General features: G+C 70.3%; 21 protein-coding genes. 12 read left to right on the forward strand and 9 right to left on the reverse strand.

All coding sequences use genetic code 11. The features are described from left to right. Positions 1–93: 93 nt before the first annotated feature. Positions 94–477, forward strand: coding sequence for an HAD-IA family hydrolase (locus ACZ63D_RS10245; protein WP_465353971.1), 384 nt, complete (start codon positions 94–96; stop codon positions 475–477). Here the strand turns inward: ACZ63D_RS10245 and ACZ63D_RS10250 are convergent. After that, entirely contained in the window at positions 470–1,234 is a 765-nt protein-coding gene (locus ACZ63D_RS10250; protein WP_465353972.1) for a TrmH family RNA methyltransferase, read from the reverse strand. The genes ACZ63D_RS10245 and ACZ63D_RS10250 overlap by 8 nt on opposite strands. 34 nt (positions 1,235–1,268) lie before the next feature. Here ACZ63D_RS10250 and ACZ63D_RS10255 point away from each other — a divergent pair, with 34 nt between their 5' ends. Continuing rightward, on the forward strand, positions 1,269–2,666 hold the full coding sequence (locus ACZ63D_RS10255) for a WS/DGAT/MGAT family O-acyltransferase (RefSeq protein ID WP_465353973.1): 1,398 nt from the start codon (positions 1,269–1,271) through the stop codon (positions 2,664–2,666). Then, a complete protein-coding gene (locus ACZ63D_RS10260) occupies positions 2,663–3,154 on the forward strand; it encodes a DUF6912 family protein (RefSeq protein ID WP_465353974.1) in 492 nt (163 codons plus the stop codon). The genes ACZ63D_RS10255 and ACZ63D_RS10260 overlap by 4 nt, the downstream gene beginning before the upstream one ends. Positions 3,155–3,249: 95 nt before the next feature. Here the strand turns inward: ACZ63D_RS10260 and ACZ63D_RS10265 are convergent, their stop codons facing one another. The 3 genes from ACZ63D_RS10265 to rsgA all read right to left on the reverse strand — a co-directional run bounded on the left by ACZ63D_RS10265 (position 3,250) and on the right by rsgA (position 6,368). Next, complete coding sequence (locus ACZ63D_RS10265) at positions 3,250–4,047, reverse strand: SCO4651 family lipoprotein (RefSeq protein WP_465353975.1); 798 nt, start codon at positions 4,045–4,047, stop codon at positions 3,250–3,252. Between the two features lie 152 nt (positions 4,048–4,199). Next, positions 4,200–5,108, reverse strand: a complete 909-nt coding sequence (locus ACZ63D_RS10270; protein ID WP_465353976.1) for an SCO4651 family lipoprotein — start codon at positions 5,106–5,108, stop codon at positions 4,200–4,202. A gap of 240 nt (positions 5,109–5,348) precedes the next feature. Further along, positions 5,349–6,368, reverse strand: a complete 1,020-nt coding sequence (gene rsgA / locus ACZ63D_RS10275) for a ribosome small subunit-dependent GTPase A (protein WP_465354745.1) — start codon at positions 6,366–6,368, stop codon at positions 5,349–5,351. Between the two features lie 112 nt (positions 6,369–6,480). On the opposite strand from rsgA, the gene ACZ63D_RS10280 reads away from it, so the two are divergent. The 3 genes from ACZ63D_RS10280 (at position 6,481) to ACZ63D_RS10290 (ending at position 8,674) form a co-directional block, all read left to right on the forward strand. After that, positions 6,481–7,236 carry an SOS response-associated peptidase gene (locus ACZ63D_RS10280; RefSeq protein ID WP_465353977.1) on the forward strand — a complete coding sequence of 252 codons (756 nt, stop codon included), beginning with the start codon at positions 6,481–6,483 and terminating at the stop codon, positions 7,234–7,236. After that, positions 7,233–7,841, forward strand: coding sequence for an alpha/beta hydrolase family protein (locus ACZ63D_RS10285; RefSeq protein WP_465353978.1), 609 nt, complete (start codon positions 7,233–7,235; stop codon positions 7,839–7,841). The genes ACZ63D_RS10280 and ACZ63D_RS10285 overlap by 4 nt, the downstream gene beginning before the upstream one ends. A 155-nt stretch (positions 7,842–7,996) precedes the next feature. Then, on the forward strand, positions 7,997–8,674 hold the full coding sequence (locus tag ACZ63D_RS10290; RefSeq protein ID WP_465353979.1) for a response regulator: 678 nt from the start codon (positions 7,997–7,999) through the stop codon (positions 8,672–8,674). A 3-nt stretch (positions 8,675–8,677) separates the two neighbouring features. On the opposite strand, the gene ACZ63D_RS10295 is transcribed toward ACZ63D_RS10290, so the two are convergent. Beyond that, entirely contained in the window at positions 8,678–9,850 is a 1,173-nt protein-coding gene (locus tag ACZ63D_RS10295; RefSeq protein WP_465353980.1) for an alpha/beta hydrolase, read from the reverse strand. Between the two features lie 156 nt (positions 9,851–10,006). On the opposite strand from ACZ63D_RS10295, the gene ACZ63D_RS10300 reads away from it, so the two are divergent. Further along, positions 10,007–11,989: an ATP-binding protein gene (locus ACZ63D_RS10300; RefSeq protein ID WP_465353981.1), complete on the forward strand. Its 1,983-nt coding sequence runs from the start codon at positions 10,007–10,009 to the stop codon at positions 11,987–11,989. A 280-nt stretch (positions 11,990–12,269) separates the two neighbouring features. Here ACZ63D_RS10300 and ACZ63D_RS10305 read toward each other — a convergent pair whose 3' ends face one another. Then, positions 12,270–13,685: a carboxylesterase/lipase family protein gene (locus tag ACZ63D_RS10305; protein WP_465353982.1), complete on the reverse strand. Its 1,416-nt coding sequence runs from the start codon at positions 13,683–13,685 to the stop codon at positions 12,270–12,272. Next, positions 13,682–14,578 (reverse strand): MBL fold metallo-hydrolase, encoded by an 897-nt coding sequence (locus tag ACZ63D_RS10310; RefSeq protein ID WP_465353983.1) that lies wholly within the window; start codon positions 14,576–14,578, stop codon positions 13,682–13,684. Before ACZ63D_RS10310 ends, ACZ63D_RS10305 begins: the two co-directional genes overlap by 4 nt. A 169-nt stretch (positions 14,579–14,747) precedes the next feature. Between ACZ63D_RS10310 and ACZ63D_RS10315 the strand changes: the two genes are divergently transcribed. Together ACZ63D_RS10315 and ACZ63D_RS10320 are read left to right on the forward strand one after the other, a co-directional pair. Next, positions 14,748–15,722 (forward strand): Lrp/AsnC family transcriptional regulator, encoded by a 975-nt coding sequence (locus tag ACZ63D_RS10315; RefSeq protein ID WP_465353984.1) that lies wholly within the window; start codon positions 14,748–14,750, stop codon positions 15,720–15,722. 26 nt (positions 15,723–15,748) lie between these two features. Continuing rightward, positions 15,749–16,468, forward strand: a complete 720-nt coding sequence (locus ACZ63D_RS10320) for a class I SAM-dependent methyltransferase (protein ID WP_465353985.1) — start codon at positions 15,749–15,751, stop codon at positions 16,466–16,468. On the opposite strand, the gene ybaK is transcribed toward ACZ63D_RS10320, so the two are convergent. Continuing rightward, on the reverse strand, positions 16,465–16,944 hold the full coding sequence (gene ybaK / locus ACZ63D_RS10325; RefSeq protein ID WP_465353986.1) for a Cys-tRNA(Pro) deacylase: 480 nt from the start codon (positions 16,942–16,944) through the stop codon (positions 16,465–16,467). The two genes, ACZ63D_RS10320 and ybaK, sit on opposite strands and share 4 nt — an antisense overlap. A 188-nt stretch (positions 16,945–17,132) precedes the next feature. Between ybaK and ACZ63D_RS10330 the strand changes: the two genes are divergently transcribed. Both ACZ63D_RS10330 and rsrA read left to right on the forward strand, forming a co-directional pair. Next, on the forward strand, positions 17,133–17,759 hold the full coding sequence (locus ACZ63D_RS10330) for a sigma-70 family RNA polymerase sigma factor (protein WP_451997833.1): 627 nt from the start codon (positions 17,133–17,135) through the stop codon (positions 17,757–17,759). After that, positions 17,756–18,079: a mycothiol system anti-sigma-R factor gene (rsrA, locus tag ACZ63D_RS10335; RefSeq protein ID WP_465353987.1), complete on the forward strand. Its 324-nt coding sequence runs from the start codon at positions 17,756–17,758 to the stop codon at positions 18,077–18,079. Before ACZ63D_RS10330 ends, rsrA begins: the two co-directional genes overlap by 4 nt. 71 nt (positions 18,080–18,150) lie before the next feature. On the opposite strand, the gene ACZ63D_RS10340 is transcribed toward rsrA, so the two are convergent. Beyond that, on the reverse strand, positions 18,151–18,225 hold the full coding sequence (locus ACZ63D_RS10340) for a 50S ribosomal protein bL37 (RefSeq protein ID WP_098515123.1): 75 nt from the start codon (positions 18,223–18,225) through the stop codon (positions 18,151–18,153). A 193-nt stretch (positions 18,226–18,418) separates the two neighbouring features. Here ACZ63D_RS10340 and ACZ63D_RS10345 point away from each other — a divergent pair, with 193 nt between their 5' ends. Continuing rightward, positions 18,419–19,939 carry a sensor histidine kinase gene (locus ACZ63D_RS10345; protein WP_465353988.1) on the forward strand — a complete coding sequence of 507 codons (1,521 nt, stop codon included), beginning with the start codon at positions 18,419–18,421 and terminating at the stop codon, positions 19,937–19,939. The last annotated feature ends 19 nt before the right edge of the window (positions 19,940–19,958 follow it).

The raw sequence follows: 19,958 nt of genomic DNA on the forward strand, positions 1-19,958 counted from the left end.
CTGATCCGGCTAAAAGGGCAGAATGGGGCGGACAGGACGAGTCAGGTGCGCTAAGAGAGCCTCGCCCCGCGGAACAGCGGATAGGCTGGCCAAGTGCTCAAAGGCTTGCTCGTCGACTACGCCGGGGTGCTGACCGACCCGGACGCCGCGTTGCTCTACGAATACCTCCGCGACGCCCGCGCGAACGGCACTCGCACCGCGCTGGTCTCCAACGCGCCGGGAGCCGCGCCAGGGGTGAAAACCGAGCTGGCGCAGTACTTTGACGCCCTTGTCTTCTCCGGCGAGGTCGGCGTGGCCAAGCCGAACCGCGAGATCTACCTCGTCGCGGCGGAGCGGATCGGGTTGGCCGCGCCTCGGTGCGTGTTCGTCGACGACGCCGAGCGGAACGTGCGCGGGGCCGTTGCCGCGGGAATGGTCGGCGTGCACCACCGCACTGTCGCCGAGACTCTCGACGAACTGGCGGCGTTGTTCAGCTGACCCCGCGCCGCACGAGTTCGAAGGACAGCACGGCGGCCGCGGCGGAGACGTTCAGCGATTCGACGTCGCCGGGCATCGGGATGGACAGCCACTCCGTCACCAGCTCAGCCACGGCCTCGCCGACGCCTTCGGTTTCGCCGCCCAGCACGAACGCGGATCGTTGCGGTAGCTCCGCGTCGAAGATCGACGTCGACGCCGAGGCACCCAGCGCGAACAGGCTGTATCCGGCCTCCACGAGCATTTCCGCCGCTTCGCGCGCCGATCCGCAGCGCAGCACCGGTGCCCGGAAGGCAACGCCTGCCGAGGATTTCACCACCATCGGGTCCAGTGCGGCGACACCCCGGCGCGGCACGATCACGCCGGACAGCCCGGCGGCCGTCGCGGTGCGCAGGATCATGCCGACGTTGGCCGGGGTGGTGATGCCGTCGAGGAGCAGCAGCCGGGCTGGCGGGCGACGGTCGTCGAGGGCAGCGGAGAGGGCGCGCATCCGCGGCGCGACGACGTCGGCCAGGACGCCTTGGTCCTGTTTTCCGTTGCCGGCCAGCACTTTCACCCGGTGCGCACTCGCGCGCTGCACCGGCACCCCGGCGGCTTTCGCGGCGCGCTGGATCTCCGCGGCGGCGGGGCCGCGCGCGGTGTCGGCGAGGATCACCTTGTCCACGCGCAGGTCCGGATCGCCCAGCGCCTCCAGCACGGGCTTGCGCCCGTATACGGTCAGGAAGCGGTCTTTCGGCGAACCCGCCAGCTCATCACCCACACCGGCCAGTCTCGCATTGTGTAAGGATCGGCTCATGCCCGACCGCCTGTCCGCGCTGGACGCCTCGTTCCTGTACGTCGAGGACCAGACGACGCCGATGCACGTCGGGGGCGTGGCGATCTTCGAACGGCCGTCGTCCGGATTCGCCTACGAGCAGGTGCTCGACCTCGTCGGCGCGCGGCTGGCGTTCCTGCCCCGCTACCGCCAGCGCGTGCTCGGCGTGCCGGGGCACCTCGCGCGCCCGGTGTGGGTCGACGACGTCGACTTCGACCTGAACTACCACGTCCGCCGCTCCGCGCTGCCCCAGCCGGGCACCGACGACCAGCTGTTCGACCTGGTCGCGCGGCTGATGTCGCGGCGGCTCGCGCCGGAACGCCCGCTGTGGGAGGCGTATTTCGTCGAGGGGCTGGCCGGCGACCGGGTCGCGATGGTGACGAAAACGCACCAGTCCGTTGTGGACGGTGTCGGCACGATCGACCTCGGCCAGCTCATCCTCGACGAGACCCCCGAGGCGCCCGAGCCGTTCGAGGACATGTGGGCGCCGCGGCGAGAACCGAGCCGCGCGCAACTGGTTCTCGACGCGATGAGCGAGACCGTGCAACGGCCGGGCGAGCTGATCGAAAACGTGCGTTCGATCGCCGGCGACGCGGTGACCACGGTGAGCAAGGCCGTCGAGACGCTCGGTGGCGTCGCGGCGACGATCACGCGACCCGCTCCGCCCGGGCCGTTGAACGTCCGGGTGTCCGGCGGCCGGGTGTTCTCGGTCGTGCGGACGCGGCTGGAGGATTTCCGCAAGATCCGCGCCGACCACGGCGGCACGGTGAACGACGTCATCCTCGCCGCGATCACCGGTGCGCTGCGGGAGTGGCTGCTCTCGCGCGGGGAGAACCTCACGCCGACCGAGACCGTGCGCGCGCTCGTGCCGATGGCGGTCACCGACGCCGAGACCGCCGAGTTCGCCACGCCCGCGCTGGTCGGCAACGAGGTCGCGGCCTACCTGGTCGACCTGCCGGTCGGCGAGCCGAGCGCGGTGCTGCGGTTGCAGCACATCGGCCACGCGATGGCCGAGCACCTGAATTCGGGAAGATCGGTGGCCGCGCGCGGGTTGCTGAAGGTGAGCGGGTTCGCGCCGGCGACGCTGCATTCGCTCGGCGCGCGGGCGGGCGGATCGCTGTCCGGGCGGATTTTCAACCTGATGATCACGAATTCGCCGGGGCCGCAGGTGCCGATGTACGCGGGGGAGGCGAGACTGGTGGAGATGTTCCCGGTGATGCCGCTGATGCGCACGCAGGCGCTGGCGATCGGGGTCACCTCCTACCACGGCGGTGTCTACTTCGGACTCAACGGCGACCGCAAGGCCGCGTTCGACGTCGGGCTGCTCGGCGGGATGATCGAAGAAGCGCTGGAAGAGCTGAAGGGTGCGCACTGGTGAGGGTTTATCTGCCTGCGACGATCGCGATGCTGCGAGACCTGGAGGCCTCTGGCGAATTCCGCGCTCGCAGCGGCACCGGTTTCGCGCTGACGCCCGCCCTGCGCGAGGCGTACGCGAGCGGTTCCGACGAGGAACTGGAATACGCGGCTTTGCTGGACGCGGCTCGTGCTTCGCTGCGCCTGATCGCCGCGGAGGAGAAGGCGGAACCGCGGCGAGCGGTGGTGTCGGTGGACGTCGACGACGCGACCCTGCGGCCGGACCTGGACGCGGCGGTCGTGCGCCTCGCCGGTCCGGTGCCGAAGTCCCAGATCGCGGCGATCCACGTGGACGCGGCCGAGGCGGAGCCCGCGGTAGCGGCCGCGGCGGCGGTGATCGACGCGGCGGACCTCGGCGACGAGGACGCCGAATTCACCCTCGGCGACGCCGAAGACCACGAGCTGGCGTGGTACGCACTGCAGGAGTTGCCTTTCCTGCTCGAACTGCTCTAACGCTGTCTGGGTGGCCCGGGTTGTTGTCCGTGAGGGGAACCCTGAGGGAATCAGATTCCCTCAGGGTTCCCCTCACGGACGGTCGGCGGCGGGGGTCAGCCGCCGGTGAGAATGCCGATTTCGGCCGGGGCGGGCGGGTCGACCGTGACCGGCGTGTTCCAATCCGTGTAGCGCGCCTTGACCGTGGCGACGCCGGTCTGGCCGGTGGCCTGCATGACCGGCGTCAGGTCCAGAACCAGCTGCATCGGCCGGTGCTGCGAGTCCAGCCAGAGGTCGAACGGGATCGTTTTGCCGCGGTCGCCGAGCCGGGCGAGTGCTTCGGCGGGCAGGCTGCCGGGCAGTTCGGAGCCGAGTTTCGCCAGGTCGACGGTCAGGTGGTAGTGCTCGGCCGAGGCGCCGTCGAGGGTGGTTTCCTCGCTTGAGGCGACCGTCCCGGCCGTGCGGACCTGAGCCAGCGTGCGGGCCGGGTCGTTCTGCTCGGCCAGTTGCGCCAGGCTGCTGCCGAGCACCTGCGAAAGCGGATCGGTGCCGTCCGGTGATACCTTCACCCACGCTTTGTGGTCGCTGACCTGGTCTCGTGTGCTTTCCGGGACTTTCGCGTACAGCGTCTTGTCGACCAGGCGCAGTTCGAGCGGCTCGCCGACGTAGTCCGTCGTCATCGACAGCGACGTTCCGGCCGGGTCGAATTTCGCCTGGCCCTGTCCATGGGACACGAGGGTGCCGGTGGTGACGTCCGCGGTGAACTTCGCGGTGTGCCCGGCCAAAGTCGCGGCCGAAGCGGCGTCGGCGAGCGCGCGGGCGTCGGTGAAGCGCTGGGGTTCCGGGGTGCTGGAACAACTCGCCGCCACGACCGCCAGCAGTGCGGCGACTCCCGCCACGGCCGTCCTGCGCATCCGAAAAACCCTCTCTGACCGGCCGAAAGTGCTTCAAGCCAAGCACAACGGGCGAGGGCGACCCGTTCGGGGGAACGCGTGCTACCGGCAGTAGCGCACGAAAAACGGGCCCCGAGCCGGAGTGGCTCGGGGCCCGCGAAAGGCAGCGGAGATCAGCGGCCCATCTTCTTCATGATCTCGCCGAAGTCGGTGACCTGGTCGGCGGACGGCGCGGCCACGTCGACCGGCTTGCCCCAGTCGGTGTACTTGACGGTGATCTTGCCGCCCGCGGCGGCCGCGGCGCTCGAGCCCGTCGACGCGCCGAGCGACTTCATCATCTCGGACTGGTCCATCGTGACCTGCAGCGGAAGCTGGTCCTTGTCGATCCAGATCTCGGCCGGGATCTTGATGTTCTTGCCCGCGAGCATCTTCTTCATCTGCTCCTGGACCGCGGCGGGCTGGCCCTTCGAGTAGGTCTCGACGGACTTGCTGACGTCCAGTTCGACCTTGTAGTGGTTGACCTTCTCGCCGTTCAGCTCGACCTGGTCGGCCCCGATGATCTGGCCGGTCTTCGACACCTGGTCGAGGATCTGGGTCGGGTCGCTCTGCTGGGTCGACTGCGCCATCGCCTTGCTGAACGACTGCGACATCGGGTCGGTGGCGTCCGGCGAGATCTTCAGCCACGGCTTGTCGGTGCCGAACTGCTTGGACTGCTCGGCCGGGACCTTCATGTAGAGGGTCTTGTCGACGTAGCGCATCTCGGTGGAGCCCTGCGGGGTGTTCATCGTCATCGACATGGCGGAGTTCTCGCCGTCGAAGCGCATCGCGCCCTCGGCCTTGATGGACTGGCCGCCCATGGCCATGTCCATCGACATCTTCGCCGACTTGGCCTTCTCCGTACCCTGCTTGGCCGCGTCGGCCAGCTTGAGCGCGTCGCTGAACGGCGACGCCAGGCCGGACCCGCCGTCCTTGGACTGGCCGGCCGGAGCCGCGGTGCCGTTCTCGGCGCTCGAGCCGCAGCCCGTCAGCACCAGCGCCAGCGCCGCACCCGCGGCGACAGCGAACGTCGTGGTCTTGCGCATGGTTCTCCCCCTAGGAAGGAATCGGTCTTTCACCTGCGTTGTCGCCGGTCGGCCTTGGGCGGGCCGCGTCCTTGCGGTCCGGCGCGCGGGCCACTGGCGAAGTGACTCCGCGAGGTTGCTTCTGTGACGCCGTCCGGCGGGAAAAGGTTCCCTCCGGACGGAGGAATTTCCCCCGGTTCGTCCCCCACCGGGCACTCACCCGCATATCGGCGACAGCCGCGCGAGGTTACCGCTTTCAGGTCACGATTCGGCGCGCATTTCCGCTCCGCCCGCCCGCGACACCAGCAGCCGGCGCAGCGAAGCCAGCCGCTCGGCGCCGGCGTTGCCGTCGGCGACCACGTCGTCCAGCGCGCAGTCCGGGTCCTCGGGCGGCCCGAGGTGACCGCAGTTCGGCGGGCATTCCTCGGCGGCCTCGGCGAACTCCTCGAAGGCGTTCACGATGTCGTCCGCGGTCACGTGCGCGAGCCCGAACGACCGGACGCCGGGGGTGTCGACCACCCAGCCGCCGCCCGCCAGCGGCAGCGCCACCGCGGCCACCGAGGTGTGCCGGCCTTTGCCGACCGAGCTGACGACGCCGGTCGCCAGTTCGGCGGCGGGCACCAGGCGGTTGACCAATGTCGACTTGCCGACTCCGGAGTGCCCGACGAGGGCGGTGATCCGGCCGCCGAGGCGTTCGCGCAGGCCCTCGGGTTCCTCGTCGTGCCGGGTGACGATGGCCGGGACGTCCAGGCCCGCGTAGCCGGCGAGCAGCGAATCCGGGCTGGCGAGGTCGGCTTTCGTCAGGCACAGCACGGGTTCCAGGCCGCCCGCGTAGCACGCGACGAGGCAGCGGTCGATGAATCCGGGCCGGGGAAGGGGATCCGCCAGCGAGGTGACGATCAGCAGCTGGGCGGCGTTGGCGACGACCACGCGTTCGTACGGGTCGGTGTCGTCGGCGGTGCGGCGCAGCACGCTGGTGCGCTCGTCGACGCGGACGATCCGGGCGAGCGTGTCCGGGCGTCCGGACACGTCCCCGACCAGCGCGACCGTGTCCCCGACGACCACCGAGACGCGGCCCAGCTCGCGGGCCCGCATGGCCATCACGACGCGGTCCGGATCGGCGTCCACCGCGCACGTCCAGCGGCCGCGGTCCTTGCCGATCACCATCGCGGTGACCGCGTCGGCGTGCTCGGGCCTGCGCTTGCTGCGTGGCCTGGTGCCTTTGCCGGGACGCACTCGCACGTCGGATTCGTCCAGCCGCTTCCAGTCGCCTCGCGCCAAGCCGCCCACGTCCTCCCGGTCTCCCTTTGCCTGGCCGAATGATCCCATGCCGGTCGCGCCGGGCCCGGTTTGCGTGCGACGATGGCCGCTGAGGCACTTCGAGGAGGTTGGCATGTGCGGCCGTTACGCCGCGACGAAAGACCCGGCGAAGCTGGTCGAGGAGTTCGCCGCGGTCGACCTGACCGAGGGCCGGGCGCGAGTGGACCACAACGTCGCGCCGACCAAGAACGTCGTGACCGTGGTGCAGCGGCATCCCCGCGACGCCGACGGGCTGGTCCTCGAAGACGAACCCGCGGAGCGCTCGCTGCGGATCATGCGTTGGGGCCTGGTTCCGTTCTGGGCCAAGGATCCTTCGGCGGGTTCGCGGATGATCAACACCCGCGCGGAGACCGCGAAGGAAAAGCCCGCGTTCAAGCGCGCGCTGGCCTCGCGCCGCTGCCTGGTTCCCGCTGACGGCTGGTTCGAATGGCGGCGCACGGGCAAGGAGAAGGAACCGTTCTACATGACGGATCCCTCCGGGAATTCGCTCGCGTTCGGCGGAATCTGGGAAAGCTGGCGGCCGAAGGACGACGCGGACGCCGAACCGCTGATCACCTTCTCGATCCTGACCACGGACGCACAGGGCCAGCTCACCGACGTGCATCACCGGATGCCGCTGATCGTGCCGCGCGAGCACTGGACGGGCTGGCTCGACCCGGACCGGTCCGAAGTGGACGAACTGATGACGCCGACCCCGCCCGCGATCGTGGAATCGCTGGAGCTGCGGCCGGTGTCGAGCCTGGTGAACAACGTCCGCAACAACGGCCCGGAGCTGGTGCGGCGCGCGGAAACCGAGCAGTCCGTCGACTCGCTCTTCGACGTGCCATGACCACGCTCGAGATCGACACCGAACACGGCCTCGCGCGGGCCGAACTGCATTGCGCGCCCGACGGCGACGCGGTGCTGATGCTCGGCCACGGCGCGGGCGGCGGCATCGGAGCGAAGGACCTCGTGGCGGTGGCCCAGGCGGCGAAAGCGGCCGGGATGCACGTGGCGCTGGTGGAACAGCCGTACCGGGTGGCCGGCCGCCGGGCCCCGGCTCCGGCCAAGCAATTGGACACGGCGTGGCTGACGGTGGCGGACGAGATTTCCGCCCGATTCGACGATTTGCCGCTGGTGTTCGGCGGTCGTTCCTCGGGGGCCCGGGTGGCGTGCCGGACGGCTTCGGCCGGGCAGGCGGTCGCCGTGCTGTGCCTGGCTTTTCCGGAACACCCGCCGGGGAAGCCGGAGAAGTCGCGCCAAGCCGAACTGGACGCGGTCGAGGTGCCCGCGCTGGTGATCCAGGGGGAGCGGGACCCGTTCGGGCGGCCTTCGGCGGCACCGCACCATGAGATCGTGGTAGTGGCGGGGGACCATACGCTGGCCGCTGATCTGGACGCGGTGGCCCGGGCCGCGGCGGAGTGGCTGGGGCGGGTCGTCCGGCCGCATCTGTGACGCTGCTGGCGGTGGCTAGTTGCAGTTCAGCGCTCCTCGGACAGAGTTGTCCACAGCTCGGTGAGCCGGTGGGCAACTGTCGTTGGCCCCGGTGCTGCGCAGGCGGTGGCGGATAGACTCGGCAGCGCACAGCCGTCGGATTCGGAGACCGCGACATGACCGAGCAGTTGCGTGTCGTTATCGCCGACGATCACTACCTGGTCCGGGAAGGCACCCGCAAACTTCTCGAAGACTCTGGCCGCGTCACGGTCGCCGCCACGGCGGGCTCCGGCGAGGAACTGCTCGCCGCGGTCGAGAGCGAACGTCCGGACGCGGTCGTCGCCGACATCCGGATGCCGCCCGGCCACCACCTCGAAGGCATCACCGCCGCCCACGCGATCCGGGCCGGTCACCCCGGGATCGGGGTGGTGGTGCTGTCCCAGCACGCCAGCGAGCAATACGCGTTCTCCCTGTTCCAGCACGGCACGTCCGGGCTGGCTTACCTGCTCAAGGAACGGATCGGCGACGTCGACGAACTCGTCCGCGCTCTCGGCGAAGTCGCCGCGGGCGGATCGGTGGTTGACCCGCGGGTCGTCGAAGTCCTCGTGCGCAGCCGTACCCGTGGCGCCGCGTCGCCGCTGGCCCAGCTGACTCCCCGCGAACTGGACGTGCTCCGGCTCATGGCCGAGGGTCGGAACAACCGCGGCATCGCCGAGTCCTTGAGCCTGGCCGAGTCGACCATCGAAAAGCACGTCAACTCCACTTTCGCGAAGCTCGGGCTTGCCGAGGAACCCGGCCAGCACCACCGCGTGGCGGCGGTGCTGACCTACCTGCGCCACGCCCGCCCCGCCTGACCGTCAGCGGGTGCGCAGGTGCCGATCGAAGAACGACAGCACGCGCTCACGCACCGCGGTCGCGGCATTCCCGGCAGCTCCGACGAGCTTGTTCCGGTTCTGCGGGCTCATCAGCCCGGCGGCTTCCAGTTGGGGCGCTTCGACGCCGAAGTCGGTGAGTGCCCAGTGCGCGGCATCGTCGATCTGCGACCAGCGCGTGCACCCGCCCCGGTGGGCGAGCAGCGCGTCCCAGGTCCGGGTGATCCGCGCGTCCCGGAATCCGGCTGTGCCCAGCAGCAAGACCGGCCGGTGCACCCCGTGCGCGGCCACCGGGAGCAGTTCGCCTTCCTGGCCGGGCGAATCCGGGAGATAGTCGAGATATCCGTCCAGGTCGGCCGCCGCGTCGACTCTCCGGTCCTCGTACAACGCCTCGGCCGCCGCCGCGCCGCCCGCTCCGTGGCCGTACATGCCGATTCGCCGCGGATCAAGGGCCCGGCTCAGGTTTTCCGGCAGAGCGCGGTTCTCCGCATCCGGATTCCCGCCTGAGGCAAGGATTTCCAGCTCGTCGACGGCGAAGCGGAGGTCGGCGAAGCGCGTGGTCATCATGGTGCGGAAAACCGATGGACTGGTCCGGGGATCGGCGGGCAGTTCCTTGATGGTGCGCATCCGGCCGGGCAGTTCGACCTCGCTCGTCTCGCCGGGGTGGTCGACGGTCACCACCACGTAGCCGTGGCTGGCCAGGTCTTCCGCGACGCTGGTGCCGAGCGTGCGCGGGTCGCCGAAGCCCGGGCTGTAGAGCACCACCGGCCGCCGGACCGGTTCGGCGGGCGCGCCGGTGTGCGCGTGGGTCGTCGTGGCCGCCCAGTCCACCCCTGACGCGGGCAGTTCCGGATGCAGCCACGGCACGTCTATCGCGGAAAACAATCCGGCCGCGGCGGCGGTCATCTGCGGAGCGAGCGGGTAGCCGCGAGTGTCGGCGGCTGGATAGAACACGGTGGTCATCAGCTCTCGGAAGCCCAGCTTGGCATCCCACGGATCGGGCCTGGCGCGGTCGACCAGATGCAGTTCGGTGACCCCGACCCGATGCGGGCCGGTCGGCATCGGCAACTCCAGGACGAGCGAATGCGGCTGGGCCTGCGCGGTGCCGCCGCCCGCGAGCAGTGAAGCGGCGACGAACACGATCAATCCACGAAACATTGCTTCCTCCGCGACTGTTCGGGAAGCCGGGTCGAGCCGGCTTCCCGAACTCTCGCGTGCTGCCGCGGCCGGGAACATCCGAAGAACCTGCCTTCTCGGTGGAGGTTTGCCTCTACCCAGAAGACCGGCGAGCATGGTGGCCACTGGGGAGGGAAGATGCGGTGGTTGCTCCGGACGTCCGCGCTGGCCGGCGCGGCCTGCGTGCTCTGGTCGGTCGTCGCGGCGCTGACCGTGCTGGACAGCCCGCTGGCCTTGGCGGTCGCGGTCGCCGGGCCGCTGCCGAGCTGGCTGGTCGGGGTTTTCGCGTGGCGGCTCGCGCCGCGGCATCCGGTCGCGCGGCAAGCGCTGGCCACTGGTGTGTTGTTCGCGATGCTGGCCGCTGTCGCGTTCCTCGCCGCCGCCGCGGGCAACGCGTTCGATTTCGTTCACCTGCCCCGAGTCTGGCGAGTGCTGATCGGCGGGATCGCGGCCGTTCTCATCGTTGCGGTGGTGCGGTTGGTGGGTTTGCTGCCGGACGGCCGCTACCGGTTCGCCTACGAGAAGGCGGTGCTGCGCTCGCTGTGGCTGGTGGTGCCGTTCGCGCTGGTGCTCACCTTCGCGGGCGGGCCGCTCCCGGTCAGCCCGATTCCGCTGGGCCTGTGGCTGCTCGTGCTGGGACCGGTTTTGCTGGCCGCACGGTACTTTCTGCTGCCGCGGGCGCAGCGACGTCTCCTGCGCTGGCTGCTGGGGACGGCGCTGCTCGTCGGCGCGACGGTGCTGGTGCCGCTGGTCGTGGCGAGCAGGCTGGTGCCCGGCGCCGGACCGGTCGCGCCGATCCTCGTCCTGCTGGCGACCACCGTCGTTCCGGTTTCCCTGGCGGCAGCGGCTTTCCGTTACCGGCTGCTCGGCGTCGAGGTCCGGCGCTCGACCCGGTACCGATTGCTCTGGCTGCTCATCGCGCTGTGGTACACCGGCGTGGTGGCCGGGCTGAGCATCGCCGCGAGCCGCTTTCTCTCGCTCGGGCCGGCGATGCTGGTCACGGTCGCCGCGACACTGGCGGTCTTGCCGATCCGGGCTCGGCTTTCCCGCGCCGCCGCCCGGCGGGTGTTCGGTCGGCGGCCCAGCAGCTACGAACTCCTGGTGCACCTCGGCGGCACGCTTGAGCAGGCCTTCGATGTGCCCGCGCTCGCCGATCAGCTGGCCAGCGGTCTGCGCGAGGCCTTGGATCTGCGCTGGGCACGCGTGCGCCTGCTGCCGCCGCGGCCGATCGTCGCGACGGCGGGCGAACCGACCGCGACTGCTTCCCTCGAAGTGGCCCTCCGGCACGGTGGCGCCCAGCTGGGCGTGCTCGAGTGCGGTGCCAAGACCGAGGGCGAGTTCACCGCCGCGGACGAGGAACTGGTCGCCACCCTTGCCCGGCAGAGCGCGGTAGCGGTGCACAACGCCGGCCTCACGGCCGAGCTGCGGACCCGAGTGGACCAGATCGAACGCCAGGCAAGGGAACTGGAGGAGTCGCGAGCACGCATCGTGCACGCCCAGGACAGCGAGCGGCGGCGGATCCAGCGCCGCCTGCACGACGGCATCCAGCAGGAGCTGATCGTCCTGCTGACCACGCTTCGGCTTGCCCGCAACCAGCTCCGGCGGGACCCCGGCCAGGTCGATCCGGCACTCGGCGCGGCACAGGAGACGCTCTGCCGGGTGGTCGAGGAAGTCCGCGAGGCGGCCCACCGCATTCACCCCGCCGAACTCACTGATCAAGGCTTGGCGGCCGCGGTGGAGTCCCGGGCCCGGCGGATGCCGATCCCGGTCGAGGTCGTCGCCGATCCGGAAGTGTGGACGACCCGGTTTTCGGTCGACCTCGAGGAAGCCGCCTACTTCATCGTCTCCGAGGCGTTGGCCAACGTGCTCAAGCATGCCCAGGCCACGCAGGTGACCATCCGGCTTTCCCGGCAAGAGGGCGAGCTGCTCCTGGAAATCCGCGACAACGGCCGCGGTTTCCCGCCGGATGCCGCCAAGGGAGCCGGTCCGGCCGGGCTGCACGACCGCGCGGACACTGTCGGCGGCAAGCTGACGATCCTCAGCGCGCCGGACTCCGGCACTACGGTGCGCGCCCAGTTGCCGACCCAAGAAAGCTCCGCCGTGCCAGAGGCAATCCCGTGATTGCTGACGCCTGCTACCCCCGTCCAGCGATTCTGGGTCTCGCCGGAGGCGGAGCAGGCATGCCGCATCTGTGATGCTGCTGGCGGTGGCTAGCTCGCTTCGGGCAGTTCGGTCGCACCGCTGGCAGACGACTGGCTGTGGACAGTTCGGCTAGGCATTTCCCCTGCTCAGCGCCAGTTCTCTGGAGTTATCCACAGCTTTGCTGGCCTGTGGGCAACTGGCGCTGAGACAGGGATCGGGTGAAGGGCACCGGATAGCCTGGGCAATACCCGGCGCGGCGTCAGATCCTCAATTCCCAGTCTTCGGAAATGCGCATGACCGTGGTCGTGTCCGGGCGGTAGGCGGGCCAGCCGGGGTCGCCGGTCGTGACGTAGGAGACCCAGGCAGCGTGGGTGCGGGCGGCCAGCTCGGAATCCGGTCGTTCGCTGCCGAGCAGGCCCGAGCGGCCGTAGAGGCCAGGAAGGGATGCGTGGTCGAACACGAAGGGCAACTCGACGCAGTGGCACGCCCCCTGCGGGTGGTCTTGGCCGGGCGCGGGCCACGCGAACTCGCAGACGTGGGTGCGGTTTCCGGCTCCGCTGTGCGCGTCCGCCAAGAGGCGATTGCTCGCCGTGTATGCCTCGGTCATCAAGCGCGCGGCCAGTTCGGCGGGGGACGAGCCGGGGTGTCTCTCTCGTGCGCGGGCGATGGCCATCTCGGGGTCCGGGAACCGGCGGGCCGCGGCGGCGTACAGCTGGGTCTCGTCGACGTTCGCGGTGTACAGCCGCGCCTCGTCGGCGTTGGTGCCGATCAGCAGGCTGACCGGGGCCGTGCGTCCTGAGGCGGGCTGGTCCGGCAGCGTCTCCTCGTCCAGGACTGGTTTGTACGGGCTGTTGCCCAGTGACGTGTCGCGGAATCCGGCGATCGCCGCCGGGGGCATCGCGGCCGGTGCGGAGAGCAGACGCTCGTCGTTCAGTTCGCTCAGCGCGGCGGCGGTGGGTGCCACCCCGAGTGCGTCGGCCGTCGCCTGGGTGATCAGGTCGGCCTTTTCCGCGGGGAAGGCGAATTCGCCGCTGCCGCTCTGGCTGATCGCGCGGCGGAACAAGCCCTCGGCACCCGGAGTGGCGAGCAGCGCGGCGACAAGCATGGCCCCGGCGGACTGCCCGGCCACCGTGACGTTGCCAGGGTCGCCGCCGAACGCCGCGATGTTGTCGGCCACCCAGCGCAGAGCCGCGAGCGCGTCGAGCAGGCCGCGGTTGGCTGGGGCGTCGGGGAGCCGCAACCACCCGGCGACACCCAGGCGGTACTGCACCGTCACCAGGACGACGCCGTCGCGGGCGAAGGTATCGCCGTCGTAGAGCTCCGTCTGCCCGGTGCCCGCGGTGAACCCGCCGCCGTGGAAGAAGATCAGCACCGGCAGGCCCGCGGTGGCCGGGTCGGGCGTGCTGACGGTGACCGACAGGTAGTCCGGGCCGGGAATCCAGCCGGAACCCAGCACCGGCCGCAGGTCGGTGGCGCCGAAATCGCGCCGCGCGGCCGGCGCGGTCGGGCCGGGCCGGGTGGCGTCGCGCACGCCATCCCAGCGCGGTGCCGGGGCGGGCGCGCGGAACCGCGCCGCGCCGGACATTGGTGCGGCATAAGGGATCGCGCGGAACGTGTGCACCCCGTTCCGCGCCGTGCCCCGGACTCGCCCGGAGGCAGTGGAGACCACGGTCATGCGTCAGACCCCCATCGCGTCACGGCGAACTTCGATCCGTCGCGGACGACCTCCACGGCCGGTCCGGCTCCGACGTGCGCGGGGAAGACCAGCGCGCGGTCCTCGGCGGCCTGGCCGAGCAACCGGCGCCGGGTCGCCGCTGCCTGCGCCGGATCCTCGCAGAAGCAGCTGTTGAGGCCGGGCTCGGCGAACTGCAGCGGGTGGTGCAGCAGGTCGCCGACGAACAGCGCCCGGTCGGTTCCGGAACCTACGGTCAGCACGCACGATCCGGGCGTATGCCCGGGTGCCGGTTCGAGCCGGAGCGCGCCGTCGATGTCGTAGCTGCCCTCCCACAACCGGGCTTGTCCACTGTGGACTACCGGGGCGACGCTGTCGGCGAAGACATTTTCGTTGATCTGGGCCAGTTTCGGCCGGTGCGGACCAGCCGGGTCCCAGTAGTCGTGGTCGGCGCGCGGCAGCAGGTAGGTCGCGTTCGGGAACGTCGGGCGCCACTCGCCGTTGTCGAGGCGGGTGTTCCAGCCGACGTGATCGGCGTGCAGATGCGTGTTCGCGACGATGTCGACGTCTTCGGGTGCGACACCCGCCGCGGCCAGCCGGTCGAGAAACCCGGTCCGCAGCTGGTGAAACACCGGGGTGCCGGGCCGGTCCTTGCCGTCGCCGGCGCCGGTGTCGACCAGGATCGTGGCGCCCCCGCTGCGCAGCACCCACGTCTGCACGCAGGTGCGCAGCAGTCCGGACTGACGGTCCCAGGAGCCCGGAGGAAACCCGGATTCGTGCGCTCGCCAGGTGTCTTGCGCGAGGCCGGGGAACATCGCTTCGGGCGGGCGGGTGGTTCCTTCGTACTCGACGACGCGCGTCGCGGTCACCGAGCCCAAGACGATCGTGTCGGTCATGCGGTCACTTTCTCCGTCCAAGACAAGCTCGACACCTCTGTTCGACCGTTTTCCTGCACCAGAGTTCCACGAAGTGCCGCATTCAGGCAATGAGAAGTGATATTCGCCTGATTCAGTCAGAATCCGGCTTGGGTAGGCTGCGCTGCACGAACCCGAAGGAGGGCACCCGGTGGCCGACGACGGCGTACTGGACGACTTCGACCTCGACCTGGTCGCCGCGCTGCAGCACGCGCCCCGCGCGCCCTTCGACGTGCTGGCCCGCGTCCTGGACAGTTCGGCGCGCACGGTCGGGCGGCGCTACGCCCGGATGCTGGAGGACGGCCTGCTCCGGGTCATCTGCGAGGTCGACTGGTCGCTGCTCGCCGAGGCTCCGCCAGTGCACGTGTGGATTGGCGCCGAGCCCGGCCGGACCCGCGCGGTGGCGGAGGCTCTGGTGCGCCGCGCCGACACCACGCACCTCGCACTCGCCGCCGGTCGCGGAGAGGTGTACGCCGTGGTCCACGGGATGACCCGCGCCGCGACGGCACACGCGCTGGTCGACGAGATCCCTGCCGTGCCCGGCATCCGCTCGGTCCGCGCGGAGTGGGCGTTGCGGCGGCTCACCAGCTCCGCGGCGTGGCGGCTGCGGCGGCTGACCCGCGAGCAGGAGGAACTGCTTGCCTCGCACGCGGGTGCCGCGGGGGAGGATCCCGGCGCTGAGCTAGGCCCGTTAGAGCGCGAAGTCGCGGCGGTGCTGCGCGACGACGCGCGGACGCCGTACTCGGACGTCGCTCGCGTGCTCGACATCTCCGAGTCCCGGGCCCGCCGCGTCGCGACCGCGATGTTCGGTTCCGGGCTGCTGCGGCCTCGCGTCGAGATCGAGCCGGGGAAGCTCGGCTACCGGGTCGAGGCCGTCCTCGGCATTTCCTGTCCGCCGGCTGCGACGGCCCGGCTCGGCGCCGCGATCGCCGCGCACCCGACGACCCGGTACCTCGCGCTCACCGCGGCGTCGTCCACCTTCGTCTACGACGGCGTCTTCCGCGGCGAAGACGACCTGGCCGATTTCGTCAGCGGCGGCTTTCCCGGCAGCGACGACGTCACCGCCGTCGAGTGCACCCTGCAACTGGCGATCCTGAAACGCTACTGGCGCGCGCCGACCCCCTGACCGAAGTCCGTGCCAGGGTGGATCCCATGACTGCCAACGCTTCCGACGAGGGCCTCGCCAATGACTACGACACTTTCGGCGAGGCTTACGCGATCGAAACCGAACACAGTCTCATCAACGCCTACTACACCCGTCCCGCGATTCTGGATCTAGCCGGAGACGTCGCAGGCAGACGGATTCTCGACGCGGGCTGTGGTGCTGGCCCGCTGTTCGCCTCCCTGCGGGAGCGCGGCGCGCTCGTGAGCGGCTTCGATTTCAGCGCCACCATGGTCGAGATCGCCCGGAAACGACTGGGCGAAGACGCGGACCTCCGGGTCGCCGATCTCAGCCAGCCGCTGCCCTACGCCGACGAGGCGTTCGACGACGTCATCGTCTCGCTGGTGCTCCACTATCTGGAGGACTGGATCGCCCCGCTGACCGAACTGCGGCGGATCCTCCGGCCCGGCGGACGGCTGATCCTGGCCGTAAACCACCCGACTGTCTACAAGCTGCTCCGGCCCGAAGGCAACTACTTCGCCATCGAACGCTTCTCCGAGGAATACACCTTCAACGGCCAAAAGGGCGTGCTCGCGTACTGGCACCGTCCGCTGCACGCGATGACCGACGCCTTCACCCAGGCGGGTTTCCGCGTTTCGGTGCTCAGCGAGCCGTATCCGGCCGAGGGCGCCCGGGAGAAGTTCCCCGAGGAGTTCGGCGAGAAGGAAGCCTTCCTCTGCTTCCTGTTCTTCGTTCTCGAAGCCGCTTAGCCCGCCGCGATTCCGGCCACCGCCGCGCCGGTCAGCCGGACCAGTTCGGCCGGGTCCAGTTCCACTTCGAGTCCGCGCCGGCCACCGGAGCAGAACATCGTCGGGTAGTTCAGCGCCGAGCTGTCCAGCACCACCGGCAGCCGGCTCCGGTGGCCGAGCGGCGAAATCCCGCCGAGCACGTAGCCGGTGGCGCGCTGGGCCGCGGCCGGGTCGGCCATTTTCGCCTTTTTGCCGCCCGCCGCGGCGGCCAGCGCTTTCAGGTCCAGCTGGCCGGTGACCGGCACCACGCCGACGACGAGTTTTCCGTCCACGTCCGCGACCAGCGTTTTGAACACCCGGCCCGGCTCCAGGCCGAGGGCTTCCACCGCTTCCAGGCCGAACGACTCCGCCCGGGGATCGTGGTCGTAGGTGTGCACGGTGTGCGCCACCTTCCGCTTCTGCAGCAGTGCCGTCGCCGGAGTGCCCTTGCCCGCCATGGCGGCGAGTCTACGAACCGGCCGGGAATGCCCGGTCGGGGCGCTCTGTTGTAGACATCGTGACCACCACGCTCGCCACCCCCCGCCCCGCAAGGAGCCGTCCCGGGACCGGCTTTCCGAATCCCCGCGTAAACTCGGTGCTGCCGTATGCGCAGACGCGCATCGACGCCGAACGGGAAGGGAACGGTTTGCCGAGCACCCCCAACTCCGCGCCGGAGACGGCGGCCGACGAACTGGAGCTCGCCGAGCGCTTCGAGCGCGACGCGATGCCCCTGCTCGACCAGCTCTACGCGGCCGCCATGCGGATGACCCGCAACCCGTCCGACGCCGAGGACCTGGTCCAGGAGACCTACCTGAAGGCGTACGCGGCGTTCGCGTCCTTCAAGGCGGGCACGAACCTCAAGGCGTGGATGTACCGCATCCTCACCAACACCTACATCAACGGCTACCGCAAGCGTCAGCGGCAGCCGGTACAGCAGCCCACGGACGAGATCAGCGACTGGCAGATCGCCCGGGCGGAGAGCCACACCTCGAGCGGGCTGCGCTCGGCCGAGGTCGAGGCGATGGACAACCTCCCGGACACCGACGTGAAGGCGGCGCTGCAGAAGCTGCCCGAGGAGTTCCGGCTCGCGGTCTACCTCGCCGACGTCGAGGGCTTCGCGTACAAGGAGATCGCCGAGATCATGGACACTCCGATCGGCACCGTGATGTCCAGGCTGCACCGCGGCCGCGCGCAGCTGCGCGACCTGCTGGCCGACGTCGCGCAAGAGCGCGGCTTCATCCGGGGGAACCGCGAGGAGGTGGCGAAACGATGAGCTCGGAAGACGTGCCCGCGGAGAAGATGCCCTGCGAGGACGCGCTCGCGGAGATCTACCTGCTGCTGGACCGCGAATGCAGTCCCGAGCGGGACGCCGAGCTGCGCAGGCACATCGAGGACTGCCCGCCGTGCCTGGAGGAATACGGCATCGACGAGCAGATCAAGGCCCTGCTGGCCCGCAAGTGCGGCGGCGACCTCGCCCCGGCGGAGCTCAAGAGCAGGCTGCGCGCCTCCATCCGGCAGACCGTCGCCACGCAGGGCGGCGTGACCGTGGAGCGCACCGAGATCACCGTGGAACAGCGCACCACCAGCGACTGAGCAGTGCCCCGGACGTGACAAGGCCCCCGTACCGATCCGGTGCGGGGGCCTTGTCACGTCCGGGCGCGGACTCAGGCGTTGGGCTTCTTGCCGTGGTTGGCGCCGTTCTTCTTGCGGTCGCGACGCTTGCGGGCGCGCTTCGACATGTTCTCTCCTCGGGTGTCCGCTGAATGTCCCGGGGCGGGGTTCGACACACCGACCGGGAACGGGTCAACCGTTCCAGTGTGTCATGCGGCCCGCACGCTCCTCGGCGGCACCCGCGCCTACGCTCTGGTTGGATGAACTGAGGAGGTGCGCAGGCATGAACGAACACACCGCATCAGAGGGCGGCCGGTAGCCTTGTCGACCCTTGCCGACCTGCTCGCCGAGAACACCGGCCTCCCCGGCGAAGCGGCCGACCACCTGCAGACCGTGGTCGCGGAGTGGCAGCTGCTGGCCGACCTGTCGTTCGCCGACTTCCTGCTCTGGGTCCCGGTTTCCGCTGAGCACCAGCCCGACGGCGGCGATTTCGTGTGCGTCGCGCACGCCCGGCCGACCACCGCGCCCACCGCCCATCCCGAGGACGTCGTCGGCACCCGGTTCACCGTGGACGAGCACCCGCAGCTGGCCAAGGCCATGCGCGAGGTCAAGATCTGCCGCGAGGAAGACCCGCATTGGTACCGCGACCTGCCGATGCGCCGCGAAGCGGTGCCGGTGAGCTTCGGCGGCGAGGTGATCGCCGTGCTGAGCCGCGAGACCAACCTCGCCGCGCCGCGCGTGCCGAGCCCGCTGGAGATCGCGTACCTGGGCAGCGCGGGCGACCTGTGCCAGATGATCGTGGACGGCACCTTCCCGCCCGCCGGGGGCAACCAGACCGACACGCACACCAGCCCGCGCGTCGGCGACGGCCTCGTCCGGCTCGACCAGGCCGGCACCGTCGTCTTCGCCAGCCCCAACGGCCTGTCCGCCTACCACCGGATGGGGCACGAATCCGACCTCGTCGGGCAACGGCTGGCCCCGCTCACCCGGTCGCTGATCCGCGATCCGTTCGACGCCACCGAGGTGTCGCACCGGATCATCGAAGCCCTCGACGGCAAGCCGTCCACCCGCACCGAGGCCGATTCGAAACGGGGCGCGGTGGTGCTGTTCCGTGCGCTGCCGCTGCGTCCGGCCGGGCAGCCCGCGGGCGCGCTAGTGCTGGTCCGCGACGTCACCGAGGTCAAGCGCCGCGACCGCGCGCTGATGTCGAAGGACGCCACGATCCGCGAGATCCACCACCGGGTGAAGAACAACCTGCAGACCGTCGCCGCGCTGCTGCGGCTGCAGTCGCGGCGTACCTCGAGCGAGGAGGCCCGGCTGGCGCTGGGCGAATCGGTGCGGCGGGTGTCGTCGATCGCGATGGTGCACGAGGCGCTGTCGATCTCCGTCGACGAGCGCGTGGACCTGGACAAGCTGCTCGACAACGTGCTGCCGATGGTCGGCGAGGTCGCCACCGCGGAATCGCAGGTCGGGCTCACCCGCAAGGGGTCGTTCGGCGTGGTCGTGGCCGAGATCGCGACCCCGCTGGTGATGGTGCTGGCCGAACTGGTGCAGAACGCGATCGAGCACGCCTTCCCGCAGGGACGGCCGGGCAAGGTCGAGCTGATCGTGGAACGGTCGGCGCGCCGGCTGGACATCCTGATCCGCGACAACGGCCGGGGCCTGCCGTCCGGGTTCTCGCTGGAACGCAGCGACGGGCTGGGGCTGCAGATCGTGCGGACGCTGGTGGAATCGGAACTGCGCGGATCGCTTTCGCTGCGCCAGGTCCGGACCGACGAGGAGGGCAACCGGGTGCCGGGCACCGAGGCGGCGCTGCGGATCCCGTTGTCGCGGCGGCTCTAGAAAACCCGGCGACAGCCCG

It is taken from the genome of Amycolatopsis sp. NPDC104775 (genome assembly GCF_055583325.1).